Origin of the sequence: Streptomyces sp. SJL17-4, from assembly GCF_036826855.1 — a bacterium.
Lineage (GTDB): Bacteria > Actinomycetota > Actinomycetes > Streptomycetales > Streptomycetaceae > Streptomyces.
Window position 1 is genome coordinate 1,259,998 of record NZ_CP104578.1, and the last position, 23,997, is coordinate 1,283,994.

General features: G+C 69.9%; 29 protein-coding genes. 16 read left to right on the plus strand and 13 right to left on the minus strand.

Translation table 11 applies throughout. The features are described 5' to 3' along the window. Positions 1 to 36 precede the first annotated feature (36 nt). The 11 genes from N5875_RS05600 to N5875_RS05650 all read left to right on the plus strand — a co-directional run bounded on the left by N5875_RS05600 (position 37) and on the right by N5875_RS05650 (position 10,649). Positions 37 to 1,830 (plus strand): TraM recognition domain-containing protein, encoded by a 1,794-nt coding sequence (locus N5875_RS05600; protein ID WP_318209539.1) that lies wholly within the window; start codon positions 37 to 39, stop codon positions 1,828 to 1,830. A gap of 164 nt (positions 1,831 to 1,994) precedes the next feature. Continuing rightward, complete coding sequence (locus N5875_RS05605) at positions 1,995 to 2,339, plus strand: hypothetical protein (RefSeq protein WP_318209540.1); 345 nt, start codon at positions 1,995 to 1,997, stop codon at positions 2,337 to 2,339. Positions 2,340 to 2,360: 21 nt separating this feature from the next. Then, the gene (locus N5875_RS05610) at positions 2,361 to 2,906 is read left to right on the plus strand and encodes a hypothetical protein (protein WP_318209541.1); all 546 of its coding nucleotides are present in this window, start codon (positions 2,361 to 2,363) and stop codon (positions 2,904 to 2,906) included. Between the two features lie 308 nt (positions 2,907 to 3,214). Then, positions 3,215 to 4,102, plus strand: a complete 888-nt coding sequence (locus tag N5875_RS05615; protein ID WP_318209542.1) for a hypothetical protein — start codon at positions 3,215 to 3,217, stop codon at positions 4,100 to 4,102. A 60-nt stretch (positions 4,103 to 4,162) separates the two neighbouring features. Continuing rightward, on the plus strand, positions 4,163 to 4,972 hold the full coding sequence (locus tag N5875_RS05620) for a hypothetical protein (protein WP_338492077.1): 810 nt from the start codon (positions 4,163 to 4,165) through the stop codon (positions 4,970 to 4,972). Positions 4,973 to 5,131: 159 nt separating this feature from the next. Beyond that, positions 5,132 to 5,992 carry a hypothetical protein gene (locus N5875_RS05625; protein ID WP_318209788.1) on the plus strand — a complete coding sequence of 287 codons (861 nt, stop codon included), beginning with the start codon at positions 5,132 to 5,134 and terminating at the stop codon, positions 5,990 to 5,992. 5 nt (positions 5,993 to 5,997) lie between these two features. Continuing rightward, positions 5,998 to 7,263 (plus strand): DNA cytosine methyltransferase, encoded by a 1,266-nt coding sequence (locus tag N5875_RS05630; RefSeq protein ID WP_318209789.1) that lies wholly within the window; start codon positions 5,998 to 6,000, stop codon positions 7,261 to 7,263. Beyond that, complete coding sequence (locus N5875_RS05635) at positions 7,263 to 8,411, plus strand: DnaB-like helicase N-terminal domain-containing protein (protein WP_318209544.1); 1,149 nt, start codon at positions 7,263 to 7,265, stop codon at positions 8,409 to 8,411. The genes N5875_RS05630 and N5875_RS05635 overlap by 1 nt, the downstream gene beginning before the upstream one ends. A gap of 13 nt (positions 8,412 to 8,424) precedes the next feature. Then, complete coding sequence (locus N5875_RS05640) at positions 8,425 to 9,732, plus strand: DUF317 domain-containing protein (protein ID WP_338492080.1); 1,308 nt, start codon at positions 8,425 to 8,427, stop codon at positions 9,730 to 9,732. 304 nt (positions 9,733 to 10,036) lie between these two features. Next, entirely contained in the window at positions 10,037 to 10,159 is a 123-nt protein-coding gene (locus N5875_RS05645; RefSeq protein WP_318209546.1) for a hypothetical protein, read from the plus strand. A gap of 79 nt (positions 10,160 to 10,238) precedes the next feature. Further along, a complete protein-coding gene (locus N5875_RS05650) occupies positions 10,239 to 10,649 on the plus strand; it encodes a TIGR03618 family F420-dependent PPOX class oxidoreductase (protein ID WP_318209547.1) in 411 nt (136 codons plus the stop codon). A 174-nt stretch (positions 10,650 to 10,823) separates the two neighbouring features. On the opposite strand, the gene N5875_RS05655 is transcribed toward N5875_RS05650, so the two are convergent. Next, a complete protein-coding gene (locus N5875_RS05655) occupies positions 10,824 to 11,699 on the minus strand; it encodes a DUF5655 domain-containing protein (protein ID WP_318209548.1) in 876 nt (291 codons plus the stop codon). Between the two features lie 768 nt (positions 11,700 to 12,467). Here N5875_RS05655 and N5875_RS05660 point away from each other — a divergent pair. Then, positions 12,468 to 13,019, plus strand: coding sequence for a LysM peptidoglycan-binding domain-containing protein (locus N5875_RS05660; RefSeq protein ID WP_318209549.1), 552 nt, complete (start codon positions 12,468 to 12,470; stop codon positions 13,017 to 13,019). A 195-nt stretch (positions 13,020 to 13,214) separates the two neighbouring features. On the opposite strand, the gene N5875_RS05665 is transcribed toward N5875_RS05660, so the two are convergent. The 7 genes from N5875_RS05665 to N5875_RS05695 all read right to left on the minus strand — a co-directional run bounded on the left by N5875_RS05665 (position 13,215) and on the right by N5875_RS05695 (position 17,825). After that, positions 13,215 to 13,421, minus strand: coding sequence for an antitoxin (locus N5875_RS05665; protein WP_318209550.1), 207 nt, complete (start codon positions 13,419 to 13,421; stop codon positions 13,215 to 13,217). Between the two features lie 155 nt (positions 13,422 to 13,576). Next, entirely contained in the window at positions 13,577 to 13,843 is a 267-nt protein-coding gene (locus tag N5875_RS05670) for a GlsB/YeaQ/YmgE family stress response membrane protein (protein ID WP_318209551.1), read from the minus strand. Between the two features lie 94 nt (positions 13,844 to 13,937). Further along, positions 13,938 to 14,213, minus strand: a complete 276-nt coding sequence (gene tatA, locus N5875_RS05675) for a Sec-independent protein translocase subunit TatA (protein ID WP_318209552.1) — start codon at positions 14,211 to 14,213, stop codon at positions 13,938 to 13,940. Positions 14,214 to 14,249: 36 nt separating this feature from the next. Further along, positions 14,250 to 14,828: a TerD family protein gene (locus N5875_RS05680; RefSeq protein WP_318209553.1), complete on the minus strand. Its 579-nt coding sequence runs from the start codon at positions 14,826 to 14,828 to the stop codon at positions 14,250 to 14,252. A gap of 175 nt (positions 14,829 to 15,003) precedes the next feature. Beyond that, the gene (locus N5875_RS05685; protein ID WP_318209554.1) at positions 15,004 to 15,693 is read right to left on the minus strand and encodes a hypothetical protein; all 690 of its coding nucleotides are present in this window, start codon (positions 15,691 to 15,693) and stop codon (positions 15,004 to 15,006) included. Positions 15,694 to 15,814: 121 nt separating this feature from the next. Beyond that, positions 15,815 to 16,390: a TerD family protein gene (locus N5875_RS05690; protein WP_318209555.1), complete on the minus strand. Its 576-nt coding sequence runs from the start codon at positions 16,388 to 16,390 to the stop codon at positions 15,815 to 15,817. 145 nt (positions 16,391 to 16,535) lie between these two features. Further along, a complete protein-coding gene (locus N5875_RS05695) occupies positions 16,536 to 17,825 on the minus strand; it encodes an LCP family protein (protein WP_318209790.1) in 1,290 nt (429 codons plus the stop codon). 310 nt (positions 17,826 to 18,135) lie between these two features. On the opposite strand from N5875_RS05695, the gene N5875_RS05700 reads away from it, so the two are divergent. Genes N5875_RS05700 through N5875_RS05710 form a run of 3 tightly spaced genes read left to right on the plus strand, consistent with a single transcriptional unit; the run spans position 18,136 to position 19,983 of the window. After that, entirely contained in the window at positions 18,136 to 18,651 is a 516-nt protein-coding gene (locus N5875_RS05700) for a BlaI/MecI/CopY family transcriptional regulator (protein ID WP_318209556.1), read from the plus strand. After that, on the plus strand, positions 18,648 to 19,046 hold the full coding sequence (locus N5875_RS05705; RefSeq protein WP_318209557.1) for a BlaI/MecI/CopY family transcriptional regulator: 399 nt from the start codon (positions 18,648 to 18,650) through the stop codon (positions 19,044 to 19,046). Before N5875_RS05700 ends, N5875_RS05705 begins: the two co-directional genes overlap by 4 nt. Before the next feature lie 4 nt (positions 19,047 to 19,050). Then, a complete protein-coding gene (locus N5875_RS05710; RefSeq protein WP_318209558.1) occupies positions 19,051 to 19,983 on the plus strand; it encodes a M56 family metallopeptidase in 933 nt (310 codons plus the stop codon). A 72-nt stretch (positions 19,984 to 20,055) separates the two neighbouring features. Here N5875_RS05710 and N5875_RS05715 read toward each other — a convergent pair whose 3' ends face one another. The 4 genes from N5875_RS05715 to N5875_RS05730 form a co-directional block, all read right to left on the minus strand. Continuing rightward, on the minus strand, positions 20,056 to 20,319 hold the full coding sequence (locus tag N5875_RS05715) for a GlsB/YeaQ/YmgE family stress response membrane protein (protein WP_318209559.1): 264 nt from the start codon (positions 20,317 to 20,319) through the stop codon (positions 20,056 to 20,058). A 45-nt stretch (positions 20,320 to 20,364) separates the two neighbouring features. Beyond that, on the minus strand, positions 20,365 to 20,820 hold the full coding sequence (locus N5875_RS05720; protein ID WP_318209560.1) for a TerB family tellurite resistance protein: 456 nt from the start codon (positions 20,818 to 20,820) through the stop codon (positions 20,365 to 20,367). Positions 20,821 to 20,951: 131 nt separating this feature from the next. Continuing rightward, a complete protein-coding gene (locus tag N5875_RS05725; protein WP_318209561.1) occupies positions 20,952 to 21,467 on the minus strand; it encodes a redoxin family protein in 516 nt (171 codons plus the stop codon). Between the two features lie 179 nt (positions 21,468 to 21,646). Then, on the minus strand, positions 21,647 to 22,708 hold the full coding sequence (locus N5875_RS05730; protein WP_318209562.1) for a sporulation protein: 1,062 nt from the start codon (positions 22,706 to 22,708) through the stop codon (positions 21,647 to 21,649). A 176-nt stretch (positions 22,709 to 22,884) separates the two neighbouring features. On the opposite strand from N5875_RS05730, the gene N5875_RS05735 reads away from it, so the two are divergent. Beyond that, a complete protein-coding gene (locus N5875_RS05735; protein WP_318209563.1) occupies positions 22,885 to 23,250 on the plus strand; it encodes a metalloregulator ArsR/SmtB family transcription factor in 366 nt (121 codons plus the stop codon). 380 nt (positions 23,251 to 23,630) lie between these two features. Here N5875_RS05735 and N5875_RS05740 read toward each other — a convergent pair whose 3' ends face one another. Then, on the minus strand, positions 23,631 to 23,852 hold the full coding sequence (locus N5875_RS05740) for a hypothetical protein (RefSeq protein WP_318209564.1): 222 nt from the start codon (positions 23,850 to 23,852) through the stop codon (positions 23,631 to 23,633). Positions 23,853 to 23,997: the final 145 nt, after the last annotated feature.

A 23,997-nucleotide genomic window follows, 5' to 3' on the forward strand; every position in this document is an offset into this window, starting at 1 on the left:
CGCTCGCTATAGCCCGCACCGCCCAAGGACCACCGCTTGCGCTCTGCTCCCCCCTCCAGTTCCGACGGCTACGACATAGCCCTGAAGGTCCTCCTCGGCGCCTTCGCCCTCGGCCTGCCCCTCGCCTCGATCGCCTGGCTGGGCGGCAACCTCACCGCCTGGGCGACCGGCACCAGCCGCTGGGTGCCCTACCGGCCCGGCGACGCCCTCCTGCAGCCCGAGCAGCTCTGGCCTGAGGCTGGAGAAACGTCCCTGCTCATCAGTACGCGGATCGTCCCCGTCCTTGTGACCCTTCTCCTCGCCTGCGGCGCCGGGGCCCTGTGGCTGCGGTACAAGAACCGCGCCGGCGGCAGGAAGAAGAAGGTCGACGGGATGGCCAAGGCCCGCGACATCGAGCCGCTGCTCGCCAAGGCCATCGAGGCCAAGGCCCGCTCGCTGAGGCCGAGTCTGAAGGACGCCAAGCACATCGAGCCGCGCGACGCCGGCATCCTCCTCGGCAGCCTCCAGGGCACGAAGCACGAGGTCCGCATGGGCTTCGAGGATGTGGCCGTCGCCATCATGGCGCCGCGCTCAGGCAAGACCACCTCCCTCGCCATCCCCTCCATCCTCGCGGCCCCCGGGCCGGTGCTGCTGACGTCGAACAAGGCCGCGGGCGACGCCTACACGGCGTGCCTCGACGCCCGGTGCAGGGTCGGCCGGGTGTGGTCGATGGACCCGCAGCAGATCGCCCACGCCGATCGGGCCATGTGGTGGAACCCGCTCACCGACGCGCGGACCTTGGACGGCGCCGGACGCCTGGCCGGCCACTTCCTCGCCGCCTCGGTGGACGCCTCCCAGCAGGGCGACTTCTGGTCCAAGGCCGGATCCAACATCCTCGCCCAGCTGTTCCTCGCCGCAGCCCTCGACGAGCGGCCGATCACCGACGTGATGCAGTGGCTCGCCTTCCCCGCCGACCGCACCCCGCTCGACATCCTGCGCGACCACAGGTTCACCGCTGTCGCGGCCCAGCTCAAGGGCACCGTGGAAGGTCCGCCGGAGACAAGGGACGGAATCTACGAGACCGCGCGCCAGTACGCCGCCGCCCTGCTCAACGCGGACATCGCCGCCTGGGTCACCCCGCAGAAGGACGTCCCCGAGTTCCGCCCCGCCGAGTTCGTGACGAGCACGGACACCTTGTTCCTGCTGTCGAAGGACGGCGGAGGCGGCGCCTCCGCGCTGATCGCCGCGTGCGCGGACTCCGTGATGCGAGCCGCGACCGCCCAGGCCGAACGCGCCGGCGGCCGGCTGGACCCGCCGATGCTCGCGATCCTCGATGAGGCCGCCAACGTCTGCAAGATCTCAGACTTGCCCGATCTGTACTCCCACCTCGGCAGCCGGGGGATCATCCCGATCACCATCCTGCAGAGCTACCGCCAGGGCCAGAAGGTCTGGGGGGACGCGGGCATGGACGCCATGTGGTCCGCGGCCACCGTCAAGGTCATCGGCTCCGGCATCGACGATCCCGACTTCGCCGACAAGCTCTCGCGGATGATCGGCGACCACGACGTGGCGACCACCAGCACGTCGGTATCCGAGTCCGGCAAGTCGACCTCGATCAGCATGCGGCAGGAGCGGATCCTGCCCGCCGACGCGATCCGCGCCCTGCCCAAGGGATCCGCCCTGTGCCTGGCCACCGGCATGAGGGTCGCGATGCTGACCCTCCGGCCGTGGTACGCCGAGCCCGGCGCCGGCGAACTCGCCGCCGCCTCCGCCCGCGCCTCCAGGGCCATCACCGCCCGCGCCATCGCCAAACAGGCCCCGAAGCAGACCGACTTCGACAAGGCCGCGTAACCACACACCCCGATTCAGACAGGAGGTCATCGTTTGCCCGACCAGCACCCGCCGTCGGTGACCTGGACCCGTCCACGCACAGCCTGCTGAACCTGCTCGCCAAGGCGTGGAACACCACGCCCAACGACGCCGTCCGCCAGCTCCTCGTCCTCTTCTCCGAGACCATGCCCGCAGCCGCTCAGACGGATGCGGACGGCCGGGTCCCGGTGTACGCGGTCTACGCCGCCACCCGCGTCGACGCGCTCTACGACACCGCCACCCAGTCCGTCACCATCCCCGAAGGCAACCCCGGCGCGGGGGCCTACAAGTCCCCCAGCGGAGCGTCCAGAGCGGTCATCGAGGCTCTGCGTCCCGATGTCCTTCCCATCCGCACCGGTTGGGCGTTCTGGCGGATCGCCTCCTCCGGACAGATCCTCCGCACCATCCGGCCCCCATCGGCCACCGCGCTCGCCGCACGTGCCCTGCCCCCGACGGCGCCGCAGGCTGCCCCCGCGGCGCGGTCGCGCTGACGGCCGATCCCGGAGACGACCATGCACATCATCGACCTCGCCGGACAGACCCGCGCCCTCGGGCAGACACCCGGTGAACTGCAGGACCTGCGGACCGAGATCGAGGGGATACGGGCCGGCGACATCGCCCGGCCCGTACGCGAGATCGCGCCGATCGCGGTCCGCGCGCACAGCCTGGCCATCCGACGCCTGCAGCAGCTCGACACTCTCTCCACCAGCCAGTACGCCGTCATGAAGAACGGCCACGAGAACCTTGCGGTCCTGGCCGAGGCCGCCTCGCGGATTTCCGTCGCCTCGTCGCTGTGCATGTACGGCATCACCGGCCGCACCGACGCCCTGCTGTACGAGGACAGCGACGGGACACCACAGACCAGCCGCCAGTACTCGCCAAGGCTGTCGGCACCTACCGCGTGCTCGCCCAGAACCTTTCCCGGCGCCTGGCATCCGCCGCCGCCCGGGCCGAGGACCAGCCCCTCATCGCCCGCGCCCTCGCCGGCCCCCGTGTCACCGCCCAGACCTCCCCGCGTGCAGCGCCGCCCACCGCTCCCGGCACCGCAGGCCGCCTGACTGCCCGGCGGTAACCCACCGACAAGGAGACTCCGCATCCCTCTCTGCAACACGCCCCAGCACGTCGAGCAAATCCTCGCAGTCGCCAGGGAATTCACTTCCCTCCACGACGAGACGACCCATCCCGTCACCTTCACCTTCTTCGAGAAGCACAGGCTCGTCCACGTGGGCGCCATGACCCTGCTCAGCAGCGGCCAAACGTTCAACGCCTGCGACTGCGGCCACGGTCTCCTTGCCCGGACCGCCATGCGCATGCCTTCAGTCGCTCCCCCGGCCGTCGCGTGGACGGCCGATGCGGGAGGGGACCGATGACGTTGGAGGAGCGCAATCACCCCGGCAGCCCGGAGTCACCGCAGGTCCCGATGCCTGCTCGTCTCCTCGCCCTGGCCGAGGAGTTCGCCAGCTTCCACGACGACCTGCAACTCCTGCGCGTCGGAGAGCATCTCTCGCGGGAGATCGCCGAGGCCCTCGCAACGCAGGCGGGGTCATCTCCTGGTACGTCCAGGACGTACCAGAAGGCCGCCGGACGGATCCACCTGCCCCTTAGTCCGGTCGCCGGGGACGTGCACATCCGGCTGACACTGCTCGCCCCGCAGGCCGCGACAGCCGCCGACGATCTCCGGATCGCCGAGAGCCTCCTGCGCATTCTCTCCACTGAGGAGATGGCGCAAGGTCCTGGCGGCCGTACGGAACACGTCCAGGACACGCTCATCGAGGCGGGGCGGCATGTGGCCGCGGCCAGGACCCTGACCGCCCTGGGAGCACCCGACCTCGTCGTTGCCGCCGACGATCTCACGGGCGCGGTGCGTGCCCGGCACGGCGCCGAGCCCGCCGCTTCGATGTCGTCCTCCCAGTACCGGTGCCTCATGGCCATCGCGCAGGGCTACGTCAGCGTGGTTGCCCAAGCGGTCGAAGAAGCCTGGCTGCGGTACGACCGGTTGTCCATGGCCACGGTCCGCTCCCTGGAGGCGCGAGGCTGGGTCACCCGAGCGCCCCGCCCGCTGGGCACGTCCCTCTCGGTGCGCTTGTACCTGACCGACGCCGGCCGCGTGGCGCTCGCCTCTCGACTCGGACGTCCCCCTGCCCCGGCCTCGAAGCGTCCTGCCCCGCTCGCGGCACAGGCCGCCCGAACCCGACTCCGCTGCCCCAAGGACCGCTGCGACGGCGCCGCCGCCGAGCCGCCCCGCCTGGCGTAGTGCCGGCCGCTCGCAAGCACCCGTCCCCCTGTCTCCCTCTTCTCCAAGGAGCCCCGTTTCTTGACACAGCCGTTCACCCCCGGGCCGATCGATGAGGACCTGTGGACACTGACCCAGTACCTGCTGAAGTGCGGCGACCTGCTCGATGCCCTGCAGCGACAGCCGGGCGAGGCACCACAGCGGCTGCCCGACACCGTTCGTACGGGCAGCGCCCTGTACCGGACCTCGCTGCACACCGGCAAGCTCCTGTCCCAGGCGGCGCTCTCCGACGCGGCAACCACCGTCGACGGCCAGGAGGCGATTGCCGTCCTCCGCCGCCTCACCGACGCCATCGCGAGCGCCGCCGCGCGCGCGTCGGACGCCGTCTCCGCTCTCGCCCACGGCGACACCGCCTCGGCCGACCGGCTGCTGGAGCAGTCCCGCGCACACCTGTACCGAACGCCGGTGGCCGTCCAGGACGTCGCCGCCGCCCTGCTGCGGCACGACGGCTACCTCTACGCCCAGCAACGCGCGGCACGGGAGAACCTCGGCACCCACTCCGCCATCGCGGTCAGCGAAGCGCAGCGCAAGGGCCTCGCCTCGTTCGCCCGCGGTGAGGGGGTCCTCCACGCATCCGCCGACGGCGCCCGAGAAGTCGTCGCTCCGCTGGCCACGCCCATGAGGGCTACCACCATCGACGCTCTCGTCGACAAGAAGCTGATCGCCCTCACCCCGCTCGTCCAGCAAGGCCGGTACGGCGTGCGGCTCACCTCCGTCGGCGTCCAGGCTCTTCTTTCAGCACACCCGGCGCAGCGCCGCGGCCCCGCCACCACAGCACCCACGCCCGTCGCGCCGCGCAGCACCACACGCCGCGCGGGCGCGCGGCGGTGACGGCCTTGGCCGACTGACGCGCTGCTCCCGTCACGTCCCGTCATCTCTCCTCAAGGGCCGCCCTTCCCGCTTCCCCCTCGCCACGACCAAGGAAGTCCCATTTCCCCTACGCCCCAGTTCCGCGCCATTTCCCTCGGCGCCGGCGTTCAGTCCACCACCCTGCTCGCTCTGTCCGCCGACGGCACCCTCCCAAAGGTCGATTACGCAATCTTCGCCGACACCGGATGGGAGCCCAGGGCCGTTTACGACCACCTCGACCGCATCGAGCGCAAAATAGCCGAGCCTGCCGGAATCCCCATTCTCCGGGTCACCTCCGGAAATATCCGCGACGACGCCCTCAATCCGGATCATCGCTTCGCTTCGATTCCCCTCTACATCCTCAACAAGGACGGACGACCTGGGATGACCCGGCGCCAGTGCACCGGGGAGTACAAGGTGAAACCGATCAAGAAGAAGATCCGGGACCTTCTCGACTATCCGTATCCGGCCCGCGTTCCGAAGGGTGTCTTCGTCGAGCAGTGGATCGGCATATCCACCGACGAATTTCACCGCGCCAAGGACGCTGACGTGAGGTACATGCGCAACCGGAATCCGCTGATCGACATGGGCTGGTCGCGTTCCGACTGCGTGCGCTATCTAACGTCCCTGGGGCTTGCCGATACCCCGAAATCAAGCTGCCTGGGGTGCCCGTTCCACGGCAATGCGCAGTGGCGGAATATCCGGGACCGCTCCCCCGCGGAGTGGGAGGATGTCGTCGCCTTCGACGCGGCGATCCGGAAGGGGAACGCCCGCGCCAACGCCGGCGGCAACAAGTTGCTGGGTAAGGCGTTTCTGCACCGCTCGCGGGTCCCGCTCGATCAGGCCCCGATCGACCACGTCACCGCGGCCGAGTGGGCCGCCCGTCAGGAGGATCTCGACGACGTCGGCGAGCTGGAGCAGGGCGTCGTGGACGGCTGCTCTCCCTGGGCGTGCCGGGGCGAAGTCGAGGCGGTTCAGGACGACTTCGGGCTCAGCGCGTGAAGGGTCTGGTGCTGGACCTGTTCGCGGGCCCGGGCGGCTGGAGCCACCCGTTGCGTGTACTCGGGATCCGGGATGTCGGGCTGGAATGGGACGAGTGGGCGTGCCGGACGCGGGCGGCGGCGGGGCTGCTGACGATCCGTACCGACGTCGCGATGTACCCGTGCCGGGTGTTCGTCGGCCGGACGCGTGGGTTCATCGCGTCGCCTCCGTGTCAGGCTTGGTCGATGGCGGGCAAGCGGCTCGGCCTGGTGGACCAGCCGCTGGTGCACCAGGCGGTCGCCGATCTCGCCGCCGGCCTCGACACCCGCGAGAAGCTGCTGGCCGCCTGCAGGGACGAGCGGTCCCTGCTCGCGGCGGAGCCGATGCGCTACCTGCGTGCCTTGCATGCGGTCGGCGAGCCGGAGTGGGTGGCCATGGAGGAGGTTCCCGACGTGCTGCCGCTGTGGCGCCAGTACGCGGCGATCCTGCGCGGCTGGGGGTTCTCCGTGTGGACGGGGATCCTGAATTCGGCCGACTACGGCGTCCCGCAGACGCGGAAGCGGGCGATCCTGCTCGCTTCTCGCGTCCGTACGGCCGAGCCGCCCGCGCCTACGCACGCCCGGCTCGCCGAGCCGGACTCGCTGTTCGGTCCGGGCCGCGCACGGTGGGTGTCCATGGCGGAGGCGCTCGGCTGGGGGGCGACCGACCGGCCCGTTCCGACTATCTGCGCCGGCGGCGGACCGGGGGGCGGCCCCGAACCCTTCCCTTCCGGAGCCCGCAAGACGCTCTCCGACGCCCGCGCCCGCGGCACCTGGGCACCGCTCGCAGCTGACGTCGTCCTGGCCTCCCGGCGGGAAGGGTCCGGGTGGGCCGCCCGGCACGGCGTGCGCGACAACCGGACCGCCACCGCGCCCGAACCGACGTTCACCGCCGAGGCGCACCGCTGGTCGTGGTCGCTGCGCAGCAACAACCAGGCCAACGCCACCGTCCGGCCGCTCTCCGAGCCAGCCGGGACGCTGTTCTTCGGGCACCGTGCGAACGAGTGCACCTGGGTCGCCGAGCCGCCGGACGCCCAGCCCGGGGGCGAGGTCGAGCCGCCGGCGCCGATCCGGATCACGGCCGCCGAGGCCGGCATCCTGCAGAGCTTCCCTGCCGACTACCCCTGGCAGGGCAACAAGGGCCAGGTCTTCAGCCAGATCGGCAACGCCGTCCCCCCGAGGCTCGCCGCCCACCTCCTCGCCCCGCACCTCGACCGTACCTTCAACCCCGACGACTTCACCCTGGCCGCCTAATGTCCCGCACCTCCGATCGCCACGACGACGGACCCCCGTACGAACCGGCGGAGCGCCCGCCGGCGCACTACGCCGAGCAGGCCCTCCTCGGAGCCATCCTGCTCGACCCCACCCTTCTTTCGGACCTGGGCAGTCTCGAACCCGCGGCCTTCAACAACCCCTTCCACGCCGCCGTCTTCGCCGCCATGCGCACCGTCCCCGTCCCTGAGGGGCAGACCGCGCACGCCGGCCTCGGCTGGCTGAACGCCGTCCTGGCCACAGCCCGGTCGGAGACACCGGGACTGACGGCCTCGTTCATGCACACCCTGATCTCCGCCTGCCCCCGGCCGGACCACGCGCCCGCGTACGCGGCGATGCTCCGGGCCGAGCACGCCCGGCGCACCGTCCGCCTCCACGCCGAGCAACTGGCCCAGGCCGCCGCGGACACCACCGTGCCCGACCGCCCCGGACACGCCCTCGCCGCCGCAGACGCACTCGCCCGGCGCCTGGACGACCTTGCCGGCCGCTTCCTCGCCCACTCCGCCCCGCTGCCCCGCACCGCCCCGCCACCGCCCCCGCCGCCGACGGACACGGAGGAGGTGCTGGACGCCGAACAGTGTCTGCTCGCGAGCGCCGTGTCCTGGCCCGCCTACGTCAAGGAAATGCACTGGCTCACCGCCGACGACTTCCTCCACTCCGCACACGCCGTGCTCTGGCAGTGCGTGACGACGCTGACCCACCGCGGGGAACCTGTGGATCCGGTCACCGTGCTCTGGGAGGCCCAGCACCGCGGCCTCCTGGCCGCCGGCATCACCCCGGCCGCCACACTCACCCTGCTGGCGACCCCCGCCGGATCCCCGGACTACTGGGGCCAGCGACTCGTCGAGCACACCCTGCTCACCCGGGCCCGACACACAGCCGACCGGGTCACCGCGTACGCCGACGACCCCACCAACAGCGTCCACCAGCTGATCACCGGCAGCCGACGCGCACTAGCCGACCTGCACGCCGTCCGCACCCGCTGGCAGCGGGCCACCCACCCACCCGCAGCCCCGACAGCCGACACCAAGACCGCTGCCGCCTCGCGCGCCGGCCCCCGCAGCCTCACCACCACGCCGGCCCCCGCCCGAGTCGCCCCCGCCCGGCCCACCGCCAGCCGTGCCCCGTAGCCGAAAGAACCCGATGCCGTACGCCCCCGCCGACGCCCACATCCACTTCTCGCTCCACCCCGACCACCACCCCGACCACCACCCCGGCGTCATCGCCACCACCAGCGGCCCGACCGCCGACGCCGCCCGCTCCCACCTCCACGACCTCGGCTGGCACAGCACCAACCCGACCACCATGGTCCTGGCCCGCATCGACCACGAGGAGCCCTACTACACGACCACGGCGACCGAACTCCTCCAGCGCTACGGCTTCACCACCGAGATCGACCCCGCCCCCCAGGCTGAGATCGATGCTGAGTGGGTCTGGGAGAGCTATCGCTTCCCCGGGTGCTCCAGGGAGGAAGTCCGCGAGAGGACCGCCGCGGCCCAGCACATCCACGACGACATCAATGACGGTCATCTGATCATCCATCTGCACGCCGGCAGCGGGCACAACACCGTCGCTGTCGGCAGCTACACCGCAGGCGTGCGCCGGCATGTCCATCTCCACGGCGAGAACCACCTCCGCCTGATCAGGGCCCGCTTCGACGACGAGTCGGAAGCCATCGCCGAGTTCCAGCGGCGCTACACCGCCACCGCCCGCCCCGGCCCCGCGCCTCTCACCGACCTGGAGAAGACCGTCCGCCAAGTGCTCCGCGGGCAGACGCCGACAAGCGGATCTACCAAAAGCACCGACACGGCGCCGACGACGCCGCCTACCGCCGCTCCGGGCGAACACGAGGAGTTCCTCGCCTCCTTCCTCGACGACAACCCCCAATGGGAGAAGTACCGGACCTGGAGCGACGAGACGACCATCGTCTCGCACGAAAACCTGACCGTCCGGGCCGAGTTCGACCACGAAGCGCGCCACCGCACCGACACCGCCTGGACGATCGCCGAATACAACGGGCCCGTCGGCGAGCGGCTCTGGCACGCCACCGTCACAGTCGGCACCCCTGTCCCCCTCATCCAGACGTTGCTGCAGCACGTTGACGCCCCGCTCCCCGTGGGCACCACGGAAGCGTACGAACCGCTGCGGGACGCCGGATGCCGTCCGTCGAGCCACCCAACCTGGACGAGCCTGCGGGCGCCGAACAACACCATCACCCTCGACCACGTCCCCCACGCCTCCGACGACCGGTGGACGCTGTGCGGAGGCGCAGACCTCGACCGGGCGGTATGGGCCATCCGCCTTTCCGCCGGCGTCAGTCACGACGTGCTCACCCAGCTCGCCCGCACCGCGGCCGCGCTCGCCGGGTCCCCGCCCGCCCCAGCGCGTCGAGCCCCTGGGGTCTCCCAGCTTCCGGCCACGTTCCCTCAGCCTCGCGGTCGCGTCCGCTGAGCAGGCCCGCATGCCGATCGGCCGCCTACATCGTCGCGCGCTGGAAGACTCCTTGCGGGGACTTCCAGTGGCTCCGGCGCAGGGCGGAAATGCCTGAGGTCGTCCAGGCCGACGCGTACGCGACGGAGGCGGGATGGGGCGTCATCTTCCCGTGTGCAACCTGCCTGATCAGTCCCCGAATATCGTGCGGTGCCAGTCCTCCCTGGCGACTGCCGTGTTGTCGAACACGACGCGCTTGACCTGGGTGTATCCCTCAGAAGGGCAAATCGCGCTGCCCTGGCCCTCGCCCGCCCCCCTGTGGTTGATGGCGCTGCTCGTAGGGTTCCTCGCCGCCCGGCGCGGAACCCGCGGTCAGGGCCTCGGCCAGAGGCTCGACATCGTCGCCCGACCTCTCGCCGCCCACCCCGGCCGCGCGTCCCCCTCGTGACGGGGGACGGAGCGTCTCGTTCCGTGGCGCTGACCCCGAGCCCGTAGACTCACGTGGATTTGGATCGAGGAGACGAGCGTTGAGTACCACCGCCCGGCCGCTCACCGACGGCGACACGTTCTGGCAGGAACGCCGGGTGTGCTTCCTGACCACCCAGCGCCCCGACGGCACCCCGCATCTTGTGCCGGTCGGCGTCACATACGACCCTCAGACGCGGATCGCTCGGGTGATCAGCGATGGCGGCAGCAGGAAGGTGCGCAACCTCCGGTCTGCGGGCCCTGAGGCTCTCGTCGCTGTGGGGCAGGTCGACGGGCGGCGCTGGTGCACCCTGGAAGGCACGGCCGTCGTGAAGGACGACCCTGACTCCGTCGCCGAGGCCGAGCGCCGCTACACCGAGCGATACAAGCCCCCGAGGATCAACCCGAACCGGGTGGTCATCGAGATCACCGTCACCCGCGCTATGGGAACTGCGAAACCTTCCGGATGGTGAGCATTCCCGGCCCACGTGCGCGGCGAATGGTGGCCGAGGATCGCCGGTTGGCTAACCGGGGATTCTCCACCGCCACTTCCTACCCTTCCGCCAAGAGGCCCCTCACGACAGAGAACCCGAACGAAGCGCACACGGCCTGAAATGCCGTTGCGCATTCGCGCGGTCGTTGGCCTTTCACGCCGCCGCGTAGCTGGCGCGGAAGAGCTCCAGAGCACGCTCCAGGTCTCGCTCGGTGCGCAGCCGTACCTCCAGGTCACCCGTTCCGTGGTGGCCCAGGCCCGTCACGTTCCTGGTGAAGTCGGGGACCGTGTCGACCTCGGTCGGGTCGAGCGAGAGGTATACGTGGACCTTGGTCCGCTGCGGAGGGCAGATGCTCGCGAAGTTCCGCAGCCTCCGGTAGGCGCTGTACTGCTTGCGCCGCACCTTGGTGATCCCGTCACCGAGGCCGAGGAGGACCTCGTCCGCCGCTGCCGCCAGCTCCGTAATCCGCTCACGCCCCGTGCGCACCAGCCCGGTGCGCTGCTCCGACGTGCCCCGCGTCGGCCGCCCTGTGGCCGTGGCCAGGGTCTCAAGGCCGATCAGGTCCGTGCCGAAGAAGCGGTAGCGGACCAGGTCGATGCTGCGCCGGTGCTCGCGTACGGCGTGGAGGTCGTAGCGGGTGTAGTCGCCGGCCACACAGATCAGCCGGGGCCCGCTCCAGAGCACCTGGGCAGCAGCCGTCGCCCCGAGCCGGTCGCGGACCAGGTGCTCGAACTCGCCGCGGTGGTCCATGAGCCAGCTCAGGTAGAACAGCCCCTGGTTGATCACGCCCGGATCCGTGCCGCGCTTGTACTCCACCACGACGGGAGCCCCGTTCGCGTCGAGCCCCAGCGAGTCGATCCGGCCGGCGTGGACCGGCCCTGTGCTGTACTCCGATGCCAGGAACCGGACCCCCAGCAACGTCTGCATGTTCGTCTCAACGAGTCGCTGCAGATCCGCCTCCGCCGCGGCCAGCTGCGGCGTGACCTCGGTCACGCCGCTATTCGTGTTGTAGAGCCTCAGCTGCGACACTCCTTCCGCGCACCCACTATGGGCGGGCGTCAACCACGGAGACATCGAACTTATTTCCAGCGCACCACGAGTCTGACCCGCGACGAGCATGGGAAAGTACGGTCGCTACACACCAGAAGCCGGACCTGATGCCGTCGGCTCGCAGGTCTTCGCAGGTCAGAGCCGCAGCGCCCGGGCTCGGTGTCGTACCAGCCCGCAGATGACGGCCCGCCGAGGGCACATCAGGCCACATCCGCTCAGCCATGCGGAAATCTAGCGCGCCCTGCGCGGATGTACTGGAAACGCAAGCGGTCTGGTGGGTCGTTACCCCTAGCCCGATATCCGGCATTCCGGAGTTTCACCCTTAGGCCAGATACGTCGTCGCGGTAGTACTCCAGCAAAGTGGAGTGCGGGTGGGCAGGGAGGGCCCTCGACGGGCCTTGGTGCGGCGGCTTGGGTATGGCCGATGAACCAGCCGAACCGGCCCGAGGCGCGTCCGCTCGAGCCCTGGGGGCAGACCCACTGCGCGAAGCGTCAGGAAGCACGGAAGCCGGGCACTACGGTCGGCGGCGGCGCGTGCGCGATTGATGCCATGGCACTCAGGAACACGGTGGCACGCAGAGCATCGAACACCATCGCTATCGACGCTGTTCGGGCTTCCGACTGCCGGGGGCGGACTCCTACTGGTAACTTCTACAAGACTGTAGAAGTACGGGTCCTGGGTCGCTCCTGCCCTAGGTGCCGTGCGATGTGTCGCAGTTCAAGTCTCCCTCTCCGAAAGGAAGATCCATGAGTGACACCCTGTACCCGGGTGACGAGATCGGTCTGGGGCAGTCCCTCCAGGGCGGCGCGTACACCCTGACGCTACAGAGCGACGGCAACCTGGTGCTCTCCGAGCCGAGCGGCCTGGTCTGGGCGGCCGATACCCACGAGCAGGGAGTCCAGCGAGCCGTGCTCCAGCACGACGGCAACTTCGTGCTGTACTCCTCCGACGGCCCGGTGTGGGCCACGGACACCGACGGCAGCGACGCGGACCGGCTCGTCGTACAGGCCGACCGCAACGTGGTGCTGTACGCCGTGGACGGTACCGCGCTGTGGTCGTCGGACACCTACACCGACAGCCCCGTCTCCGCCGAGGAACCTGACGCGTTTCCATCGGCCGAGGAAGAGTCGGTGTTCGTCCCTGAGCCGCGCACCTACACCGTCGAACCTGGCGACACCCTCTGGGCCATCGCCGAGCGCTTCTACGGTGACGGCAACCGCTACCACGACATCGCCGCTGCCAGCGGCATCGACGACCCGGACCTGGTGGATGCCGGCCAGGTGCTGACGATTCCGTAGTCCCAACCGCGCAGGCGAACGCACTCGGCAGCACTCAGGTTCCGGGAGTCGGGCGCCTTCGCCGTTGCGACCTGGAGCCGCACAGCGGAGACGGTGTGCGATTCGCGCGCTCCGATGGCACTTACCTCGCAGCAGGGATGGGGTGCCTGGCCAACGCTTCCGGCTGACCTTTGAGGGTTTGTCGCCGGCCTGGCCTCAGCCCGACGCGTTCTTCTTCTCGGCAAGGCCCTCGACAAAGTCCTGGGCCTTGCCGACGCCTGCGTCGATCTTCTCGCTGTACTTGCCGTCCGTCTTGGCGTCGACGACTTCGGCGGCCTTCTCCAGTCCCTGACTGACGACATCGCTGTGCTCCGCGGTCAGCTCCAGCGCCTTGTCCTTGATGGCTTTCAGGCTGTCGAACATGCTTCGGTCACGCCCTTTCCGTATTGCCGGCCTGTATTCGAGGTAGCCGCGTCCTGTTGTGTGGCCTGCGTCTTCGGTCGTGCCCAGATGCGGTCACTCACCGTCTGGACCCTCGGTCGAAACCGGCCGCTGGTCTGCCACGCGGTGTCGGTTAGTCAGTCGCGTGAGTTGCCGAACAGCAGGCGATAGGCGATGAGCAGGACGAGGGATCCACCGGTGGCCGCGCCCCAGGTAGCGAGGTCGAAAAACTGGTTCTGTATGGGTCGGTCGAGGAACTTGGCCGACAGCCAGCCGCCGGTGAAGGCGCCTGCGACGCCGATGAGAGTGGTGCCGATGATGCCTCCGGGGTCCCGGCCGGGCAGGAGCAGTTTGGCGATGGCTCCGGCCAGGAGCCCGAGGACGATCCAGCTGATGATGCCCATGCGAGGAGCTGCCTTCTGGTTGTCGCGTACGCAAGAAGAGTGCGGCGGCATCCCCCATGTGCCGGGTGGGAGCTGCACAGGGGATGCGACTGGCTCAGGCGCCAGGGGTGGTGTGGCCGGATCGGGGCTCGCGATGGCTGGTGACGTCTCCGGGGGCGGCTCGGATGACGCGCGGGACAACGGGCTCGGTGGCCGGCGCGTCATCCACGGCAGCTGACGCGGGCTCCTGTTCGTCCTTCATAGCCCGGGCCTCGCTCTTGAGGATACGGGCCGACTTGCCCATGGAACGGGCGAGTTCGGGAAGCTTCTTGGCGCCGAAGATCAGTATGACGACTATGAGGAGGATGGCGAGTTCACTGATGCCGAACATGATCCGTCTTCTCTCTGGCGGCGGGTGCTGGGGTGGTCAGAGGTGGCTCGCGACAGCGGGCATCAGGTCCTGGAAAGTACGGCCGTTGGCCGGTTCCCCGATGGCGGTCATGCTCCATCCGCCACCCACGCGGTGAACCTTGGCCATGATCTGGGCTGTGTAGGACCCGCCGCCGGACAGGGTGTAGCGCGCCAGTTCCTGGCCGGTGTTCTCGTCGATGAGGCGGCAGAAGGCGTTCTGAACCTCGGCGAATGTCTGGCCGGTGAAGGAGTTGACGGTGAAGACGATCTGGTCGACGTGGGCGGGCACGCGCAGGAGATCGACGAGGATGGATTCGTCGTCGCCGCCGCCCGTGCCGCCGACGAGGTTGTCGCCGGTGTGGCGTACCGAGCCGTCGTCGCTGACGAGGTGTTGGAAGAAGACGACGTCGATGGGCTCGCGGCCGGCGAAGAGGACGGCGGATGCGTCGAGGTCGATCTCGCGGGCGGTGAGCCTGGCGAGCAGTCCCTTGCGGGGTGCCGCCTGCCAGCCGAGTCCCATGCGGACGACGCTGAGCGTCGGTCCGCCGGTCTTCTCCAGACTGATCTGCTGCCCCTTAGCCAGGTTGATGCCCACCGGTTCTCCTCTTGCTGGTCGTGACCGGGTTGCCCCGGCGTGATGACGGCTGGTGACGACCCGTCTGAATCTACAGCACTGTAGAGATGCCTGGTAGGCGGCCAAGACATCCGGAGCCGCGGCGATGGGACGACCAGCTGGCCTAGGGCGCCCGCACGGGTGGCCGGCCGCGGCGTCAGTCGCGGAACGGGGAGGTGGGGCTGGTGAAGTCCGGACTGCTGTAGCCGAGGCCGGTCCTGCGCCACCCTGGGGGCCGTACCGTACGGGGCCTGTGGGCAGACGCCGGCATGCCGAGCTGGCCGCGCAGGAAAGGGAGCATGCCGCGTTCGAGCAGGGCCTTGCGCCATGCGGCATGGGCCTGGTCCACGGCCTGGGGATCGGGAGGGCTGAGGGCGGTGCGGTGGCGTGCTGCCGTGATGAACAGGCCGACGACGGCCACGGCTCCCGCGATCAGGGCCACGGCGATGGCCGCCCAGCCGGTCTGGATAAGCGAATCGCCCAGCGGCCAGCGGTCGCTCATCGCCCGGATTCCGTATCCGAGGAGCAGGAAGATGACCGCGGCCGCGAGGGACAGTACGGGGGTGAGGACGGCCAGCGCGGTCAGCAGCCCGCCACTGAAGGACGAGGCTCCCGCCTGTCGAGAGGCTGCTGCGCGTAGCCGGAGCAGCTCGGCGTACTCGATGGCCGCCTCAGCGGCGATGGCGTTTGCCGCGGCGCGCGCCCTGGCGTGCAACTCTTCGAGCGTGAGCGCTGCGGTGGGCTGCTGCAGGGCGTCGCGGATGCCAGGGGTGGCGAGGGCCTGGTGCAGGGTGTCCTCGAAGTCTCCCCGGTCGCCGGGCGCGAGGCGGGACGACTCGTGCGTCATGAAGGTCCCCCGAGAGTGCGACGAGCGAGCGCCCCGTGGTCGCTGGGCGGTCGGATGCGGCGTCAGGTCTGCCCGGTGGGGGCGGGTGGGCGTATGCCCCGTCCCGCCCCAGGGCAGTGGGTCAGACCCCGACGCCGAAGTCGGCCGCGATGCCGGCCAGGCCGCTGACGTAGCCCTGACCGACGGCGCGGAACTTCCATTCGGCGCCGTTGCGGTAGAGCTCGCCGAAGACCATCGCGGTCTCGGTGGCGGCGTCTTCGGAGAGGTCGTAGCGGGCGAGTTCGGCGTTGTCGGCCTGGTTGACGACGCGGATGAAGGCGTTGCGGACCTGGCCGAAGCTGTGGCCGCGGTTCTCGGCGTCGTGGATGGAGACCGGGAAGACGATCTTCTGGACTTCGGCGGGGACGGTGGCGAGGTTGACCTTGATGGCCTCGTCGTCGCCCTCACCCTGGCCGGTGAGGTTGTCGCCGGTGTGTTCCACGGAACCGTCCGGGCTGGTGAGGTTGTTGTAGAAGATGAAGTGTCGGTCGGAGGCGACCTTGCCGGACTCGTTGACCAGCAGGGCGCTGGCATCGAGGTCGTAGTCGGTTCCGGTGGTCGTGCGCACGTCCCAGCCCAGGCCGACCACGACGGCGGTCAGTCCCGGGGCCTCCTTGCTGAGCGAGACGTTGCCGCCCTTGGAGAGGCTCACACCCATGTCGTATCCCTTCACGTGGCGAAGACCGGGCCGCAGCCCGGCACATCTATGACAGAGCATCAAAACTACAACACTGTAGAAGTTTATGGCGTGCGCATCGCCATGTAAGGGGCGCGCCTCGGATCCGGGAGGTGATGCGTGTCGCTCAGCCGCGCAGCCCCGCGTAGTCCGGGCCCAGGGTGAGAGTCACCATGCCAGGTGTGGCCGAGGAGTCACCCTGAACGACGGCCGGGGTCCTGAAGCGGGCGGCCAGGGCTTGGGCCTGGTCCTCGAGGCCGGGCGGATGGGCGATGGTCGTCTTCTGTACGGGGTTGGGGGCATTGGCGGTTGCGGCGATGGTGTAGCCGGCCGTGCGGAGCTGGGCGGCGACCTGGGCGGCCTGGCCGGGCGTTCCGGTGCCGTTGAGGACTCGCACCGTGATGGCACGGGCGGGGATGGGCTTGTCTGCGGTGAGCTGTTCCTTGTCGATCTCCTGGTCGTGGGCCAGGGCGGTAAACAGGGTCTGGGCCTGGGGGTAGCGCCAGGAGATGTTGGCCTTGTCGGTGGGGACGTCGAGTTCGCGGGGGTAGTTCGGGACGGTGAGGAACGCCAGGCGTTCCTCGGGTATGCCTTTGAGACTGGAGGCGAGGGCGGACAGGGGCTTGATGCCGGCCAGGGCCTCGCTCGTGGTCAGCGACGCGGTCGCCGCGTCCAGGAAGGCGTACAGGTCGGCGGGACTGGTGAGTTTCTGCTGGGCCTTGGCGGCCAGGGCCTGCATGAACTCCTGCTGGCGGCCGATGCGTCCGATGTCGGATCCGTCGCCGATGCTGTAGCGGGTGCGTACGTAGCCGAGGGCCTGTTCGTCCTTGACCGTCTGACAGCCGGCCTCCAGGTCGAGGTGGGCCTTCTTGTCGTGGATGGCCCGTTCGGGGCAGATCTCGATGCCGTCCAGGGCGTTGACCATGCCTTTGAAGCCCTGGAAGTCGACCGAGAGGAAGTCGTCGATGCGCAGGCCCGTGTTGTGCTCGATGGTCTTGATGGTGCAGGCGGCGGCCGAGCCTGTGTCGCCGGTGGCACCGCCGGTGGCGAACGCGGCGTTGATCTTGAAGTGCTGCGGCTCGGACCGGGTGCCGTCGCCCCGGTCACAGGCGGGTATCTCCACCCAGGAGTCACGGGGCAGGGAGACGACGGCCGCCCACTCACGGTTCGCGGCAATGTGTAGCACCATCAAGGTGTCGGACTGCATGGTGGTCAGGCCCTTGCCGTACTTGGCGTTGCCGCCCACGCGGCTGTCCGAGCCGACGACCAGGATGTTCTTGGCGCCAGGACTGAGATTCTCCGGGCGGTCGCCGCCGATCTTGTCGTCGACGCCGGCGGCTGCCTGGATGTTGCCGTCCAGGCTCTGATAGAGCCAGACCCCTGTGCAGCCCGCGGCGACGAGCAGCACGGCGAGCACGCCGCCGCTCCAGGCCAGGATCCTGCCGCGCCGGGTCAGGCGTCCTCGGGCGCGCCGGTGCCCTCGCGGCTGGACCGCCGTACTGCCGACGTGCTTGTCCACATCTTCTCCTTCATCACCCGTCCGCCCGGTCCGTACGGGACTCCGGTCGCATGGGCGCGTCGCGCGCCTGAGGGCGCCGTTCCTTGCGGGCAGAACCAGAAATCTACAGCGCCGTAGAACTATGGTGGGGTGGAGGGCACCCGCAGTGTGCACGCGGACGGCGCACTCGGCCTCGTTTCCGGCCACGACTATGCGTGGGGAGCGGTGAATGATCAGCAGACAGAGCGGGCCGGCCGCGGACGGCCGCTCCCGCCGCGGTCCAGGGGAGCTTGAGGCCGGCGTCCTGGCCGCGCTCGGCTCCGCCCCGGGTCCCGTGGCGGCCGGCTGGGTGCGTGAACAAGTCGATCCCGGCCTCGCGTACACCACAGTGATGACCGCGCTGGCCAGACTGCGGGTCAAGCGAGCTGTGGTCCGGCGCCATGACGGCCGCTGCTACGTGTGGAGTGCGGTGCTCGACCCTGCCGGGCTCGCGGCGTGGCGCATGCACAGGGTCCTCGATGGCGGGTTGGATCGACGCGCGGTGCTCAGCGAGTTCGTAGCGGGTCTCTCCTCCGATGAGGGGCGAGCCCTGCGGAATCTGCTGGACAGCGTCGTGCCGCGGGAGGGGGATCCGGCCGCCGTGGACGGCGGGGAAACGGAAGGTGATGGGCCGGTGGCGGGCCAGTACGATGAACCGCCCCCGCGGCGGCAGGCGGGGCGGACAGGCGGGAGGCCAAGGGCATGACGAACCACAGCGCTGCCAGGAACGCACCGCGCCGGCGGGGCCAGGGCGAGCTTGAGATCCAGGTTCTGACGGCTCTGCGCGAGGCGCCTGGTCCGGTCGCGGCGGCCTGGGTCCAGGAACGTCTCGGCGGCGACCTCGCTTACACCACGGTGATGACCATCCTGACCCGGCTGCACGCCAAGGGCGCGGTGACCCGAGAGCGGGCGGGGCGTTCGTTCGCGTGGACGGCCGTCGCCGACGAGGCCGGGCTCGCCGCGCTGCGGATGAGAAGGGTCCTGGACTCCGAGGCCGACCGCGAGGCTGTGCTCACGAGCTTCGTGACCGCGCTCTCCCCCGGCGACGAGCGGCTGCTGCGTGCGCTTCTGGCCCCCACGCGGCGGGAGGAGGAACACTAGCGCCATGGGGGTCTTCGTCTTCCTTCCGCTGGTACTTCCCTTGACGGCCTGGCCTGTTGCGCGCCTGGCCGAGCATCATCTGCATCCCCGGGCGGCGACGTGGCTGCTGAGCGCCGTCGCCGCCGTGCTCGCGGTGTGCAGCACCCTGTGCCTGGCCCTGCTGATGGTGGTCGGCACCGCCCAGCTGCCCGGCAATCCCCTGCCCGACGGGTGGTCGGACCCGGAGGTCCGTGAGGCCGTCCCCTACGACGAGGTCGCGGGCAGAATCGCGATTCCCGCGCTGCTCGCCGTCCTGGCCTCGTGCACAGCGACCGCCTGGCGTCACCGCCGGGTGCACCGCCGGGCCGAACGCGCCCTGGCGGGTCTGCCCGTCAAGTCCGTGGCCGTGCTGCCCGACACGTCGCCGTACGCCTACGCGCTGCCCGGCAGACGCGACCGGATCGTCGTCACCACCGGCATGCTGGCCAGCCTGAACCCGGGTGAGCGGCGGGCTCTGTTCGCCCATGAGCGGTCCCACCTGGCCGGTCGTCACCACCGTTTCCTGCTCGCCGTGCAGCTCGCCGCCCGCGCGAACCCCTTCCTGCGCCCACTGCGTACGGCCGTCGTCTACTCCACCGAGCGCTGGGCTGACGAGGAAGCCGCTCAGGCGGTGGGCAGCCGTCGGACCGTGGCGGTGGCGGTCGGGAAGTCCGCGCTCATCTCGCAAGGCTCTCCGGTCCCCACACTCGCTCACTTCGCCGCTCCGGCCGGGCCGGTGCCGCGCCGGGTCGCCGCCCTGCTGGGGCCGGCACCGTCCGCACGGATCTGGCCGCCGGCGTTCACCGCGGTGGGCCTGGCGGTGTGGGGTGCGACTGCGGGTACCACGGTCTCGGCGCTGTCTTCGGCGAACGCGGCCGTCACCCTCTTCCTTATCCTGCACGCCGCCACCCCGATGTAGCCGGGCGCGGCACAGGGCGAGGGGCCTCCGCCGTCCGGGCGGAAGCCCCTCGCCGCGTACTCCGAACGCCGGTCAGCCGCGCGCCTTGAACCTCTCCAGCGCGGCCACGCCCGCTGCCGCGAGGCCGATCTGGATGAGCCATTCGATCCAGTCGACGCCCTTGGTGTCCGCGACTCCCAGCCCTGCCGCGAGGGCGGTGCCGACGAGGGCGGCGACGATGCCGACGGCGATCGTCCACAGGACGCCGATCTGCTGCCTGCCGGGCAGTACGAGTCGGCCCAGGGTACCGATGACGACGCCGATGATGACCGCGCTGATGATGCCCGAGATCTCCATGCCTGTCCCCTTCCCCGCCTTGCGCGGCGGTAACTCCGGTGGCGGTTACAGGTCGAACTCGTGCGGCGGCAGGTCGAGCGTGAAACACGCTTCGCGCACGACGGCCTGCTCGGTCTTGTCGAAGTCGCCGTCGGCGCCGCCGATGACGATGCCGATCTGGATCACGGCGCGGGCCTCGGCCGGCTTCTTCTTCGCCTTTGCGACCTCCTGGAGCACGCTGACCTTGCCGAAGGCGAAGTCGGCCATCAGCTTGTTCAGGTTCTCGTCGAACCGGCGCTGGAGGTCGGCCGCGTCGAAGTTCTGCAGCACCTCATTGGTGGCGATGAGCTGAGCGACCCGCTGCCGTTCGGCGGGGTCGATGGTGCCGTCGGCGGCGGCCACGAGTGCGCACATGGCCATGGAGGCGTCGCGGAAGGCTCCGGACTTGAGGTCGTTCTTCTTCGCCATGAGCTGCGTCTGCATCGTCGACGCGGACTCTTTGAGTCGGTCCCACAGGGCCATCGAGAACTCCCGACTGATAGGAGAGGCCGTCCGGGCTGGGTGGGGTGAAGCCCGGACGACCTCAAGCTTCTACATTACTGTAGAAGCTATCAGGTCGGTCCGATACGGGAGACGGAATGCCGGGGCGGGGCTCAGCCGACGAGCTTGGAGACCTCCTTGGCGAGCCGTCCGTTGAGACCATCACCTCGCATGACGACTTCGCCGGACGCGTCCAGGAGGACGTACGTGCCCGGCTTGGTGACGTCGAATCGGTTCCACACCTTCTTGTCCGGGTCGGCAAGGTGCCGCAGGTAGTGGGTGCCGGTCGAGGTGGCGAACTCCTTGTGGAGGGCGCTGCCTCCAGCTCCGGCGACTCCGACGACGCTGACGGATCCGTCGTGGAGATCGGCCGTCAAGGCGACCTCGGGCGCCTGGGCGCGGCACGCGGAGCAGGAGGGTTCCCAGAACCACAGCACGGTCGGCTTCCCCGCGAGCGTGACGCCGTTGAACGGCTGGGAGTCCAGCGTCGAGGCCGTGAACTCGAGCCCTCCGGAAGGGGCTCCCTTCGCGGCATGCGTACCTGGCGGGTTGCCGGCGTCGCCGCAGGCAGTGCCGACGAGGGCGAACACGATGGCCAGGACAGTGAGAAGGGGGTGTCGGTGGCGCATTCGGGGCTCCAGGGGGTGAGGTGAGCGATCCCTCCCCGGCGAAAACTACATGCACGTAGAAGAGTGGGTGGTGCCCCTGGGCTGCGTCGGCACCGGTTTGACCCGTGTGGCGCACGCCTTCGCGGACCTGCGGGGACCTGCGGCCGGTCGATGTCCCGGCCGAGGCCCCCGCACGCCGGTCAGCCCTCGTCGCCCTCGTCGTCACCTTCGTCGTCGCCTTCGAAGAAGTCGCCCACCTCGTCGACGACCTCGGCGGCCACCATGCCGCCGACCACGCCGACGGCCAGGCCCGCCGCGCCGGCAGCGATCGCCGTGCCCATCCCCGGGCCGGAGCGGTGCCCGTCGCCATGGTGGCCGCCGTGGTGGTGATCACCGTGGCCGTACTCGTCCTTGTGGGTGTAGCCGCTGTGGGCTCCGTGAGTGCCCTGGGCGAAGAGCGCGCCGCCGTGCCCGTGGGAGCCGTGCGAGGAGTGTCGATCGACGAGCTGGCGGATCCAGCCCTCGACCTCGGCGTTCCAGTTGATGTGCTCGACACCCTGGTGGTTCACGGTGAAGCGGGTGAGGGCGTCGTGCCCCTCGGAGAAGAAGCCGCCTCGTTTGTCGGCCTCCAGGATGACCTCCATGCCGGCCGGTCCGGCCAGGAAGGTCACCTCGATCTCGTTGACCTGGTGCGCGTACTGCGGGGACGGCGCGAGCTCGATCTCCTGGTAGAACGGCAGCTGCTGGCCCGTCCCGCCGATGTGACCGAGTTCCAGGTCGGCCGACTTGAAGCCGAACCCGAGCTGCCCCAGGGCCTCCAGGATCGCTTCCTGCGCGGGCAGCGGGCGGACCGCGAGCGGATCGAGGTCGCCCTTGTCCTTGGCGCCGGCGACACCGAGCTCGGTACGCACGCCGAGTGCGATACCCAGGCCCTGTCCGTACAGTTCGGTGATCGGCGTCTCCCACGGCAGCGGGAAGGAGAACGGCACGCTGCGGTGCTCGCCCTCCGCGAGGCGGAAGTTCCCTCCCACGACGTGGCGGTGAAAGACGACGACGCCCTCGGATTCGCCGTCGTGGTGTTCGGCCTCGACGCGGGCGACGAGTTCCAGGGTGATGTGCTCGATGGTGAAGTCGGCGTTTCCGCCCTGGAGATGAACCTGCCCGCCGAGGACGCCGCCGGGAGTCACCGCACCGGGATCGAGCACGGTGTCCACCGAGGGGCCCCCTACGCCGAGCGAGCCGAGCAGACGCTTGAACACCATGGGGCGTTCACTCCTTCATATCGCTTGTGTGGTTCAGCACTTCGGGCCCGAATGCCTTCTGGCCGTCTACATGCGTGTAGAAGCATAGAGGTGGGGCCCGCCTCTCGGCATCAGCCGAAAGGGGCGGGCGCCCGCATCCGGACAGTGGGTACACATTCGACAGGGAGCGCGAGCGCATGACTGCGGCGGGCACAGACGATCTCGGTGAGGCGTCCGGCGAGATCCTGGAGGAGGCGGCCGCACTGTTCGGCCTGCTGGCCTCCCCGGTGCGTCTGCGCGTCCTCCAGATCCTGTCCCAGGGCGAGAGCAGCGTGGCCGCGATCGCGGAGCAGGCGGGCGGGGCGCTGTCCACGATCAGCCAGCACCTGTCCTCCCTCAAGCTGTCCGGTCTCGTGGGGGCGCGCCGGGAGGGACGGCGACAGGTGTACTTCGTCAAGGACCCCGACGCCATCGCCGTGATGCAAGTCGTGATCCGACAGCTCGTCTCACAGGCCGGGGCCAAGCATGGACGACCTCCCGGACCACGCCGGAACAGCCCCTGATCCGCAGCAGGCCGCCTCCCGGAGGGGCTCATGCCCGGGTCAGGGGCTCGCCGGGTCGTGGGTGTAACGCAGGGAGCCGGAGGCCCGGCAGTCTCGCCGGTAGACGTAGAGGGCCGCCGCGGTGACGACGCCGGGATCCGCTTCCACCTCGCACGGGTACGTCACCTGGATCACGTCAGGCCGCCCGCTCACCCGGAAGCCCATCCCATCGCCGGGCCCATCCGCGAGCACCGCCCACTCCCACCCCGTCCTGCCATCCGGCACAGCAGACCACCTCCAGAGTCACAGGGGGCACACGGAAAGGAGTCCACCTCATGGACATGGGCCGGCTTGGACTGCCGGCGCCCCGTATCGACTGCGTCCACCGCCGAGCGAGGGTGCTACTTGGCCGCGGCGTCCAGCGCGGCGAGCGCCTGAGCCCAGCGCACATACTTCAATTCCGCCAGGTCGGCGACCGTCTTGACGCCGAACGCCTCCTGGAGGAGTTCACCGTCGCGATCGGACACGCCCTTGAGGGCGGCCACGGGCGCGGCCAGGATCTCCGGCAGGCTCTTGTCCGCCCACGCCTTGTCCAGCACCTTGTCCAGGTCGATCGAAGCCACGACACCCTCCAGGAGTCACATAGGCGCGACCACCGCGCCTCTACAAACGTGTAGAGGATATGGCGCCGGGGGCCGCTTCGGGCGGCGCGGTCGAGTCTCCGCCAACAAAGTCTGAAACCGATCGCCCCGAGCCCTGGGCGGCCCC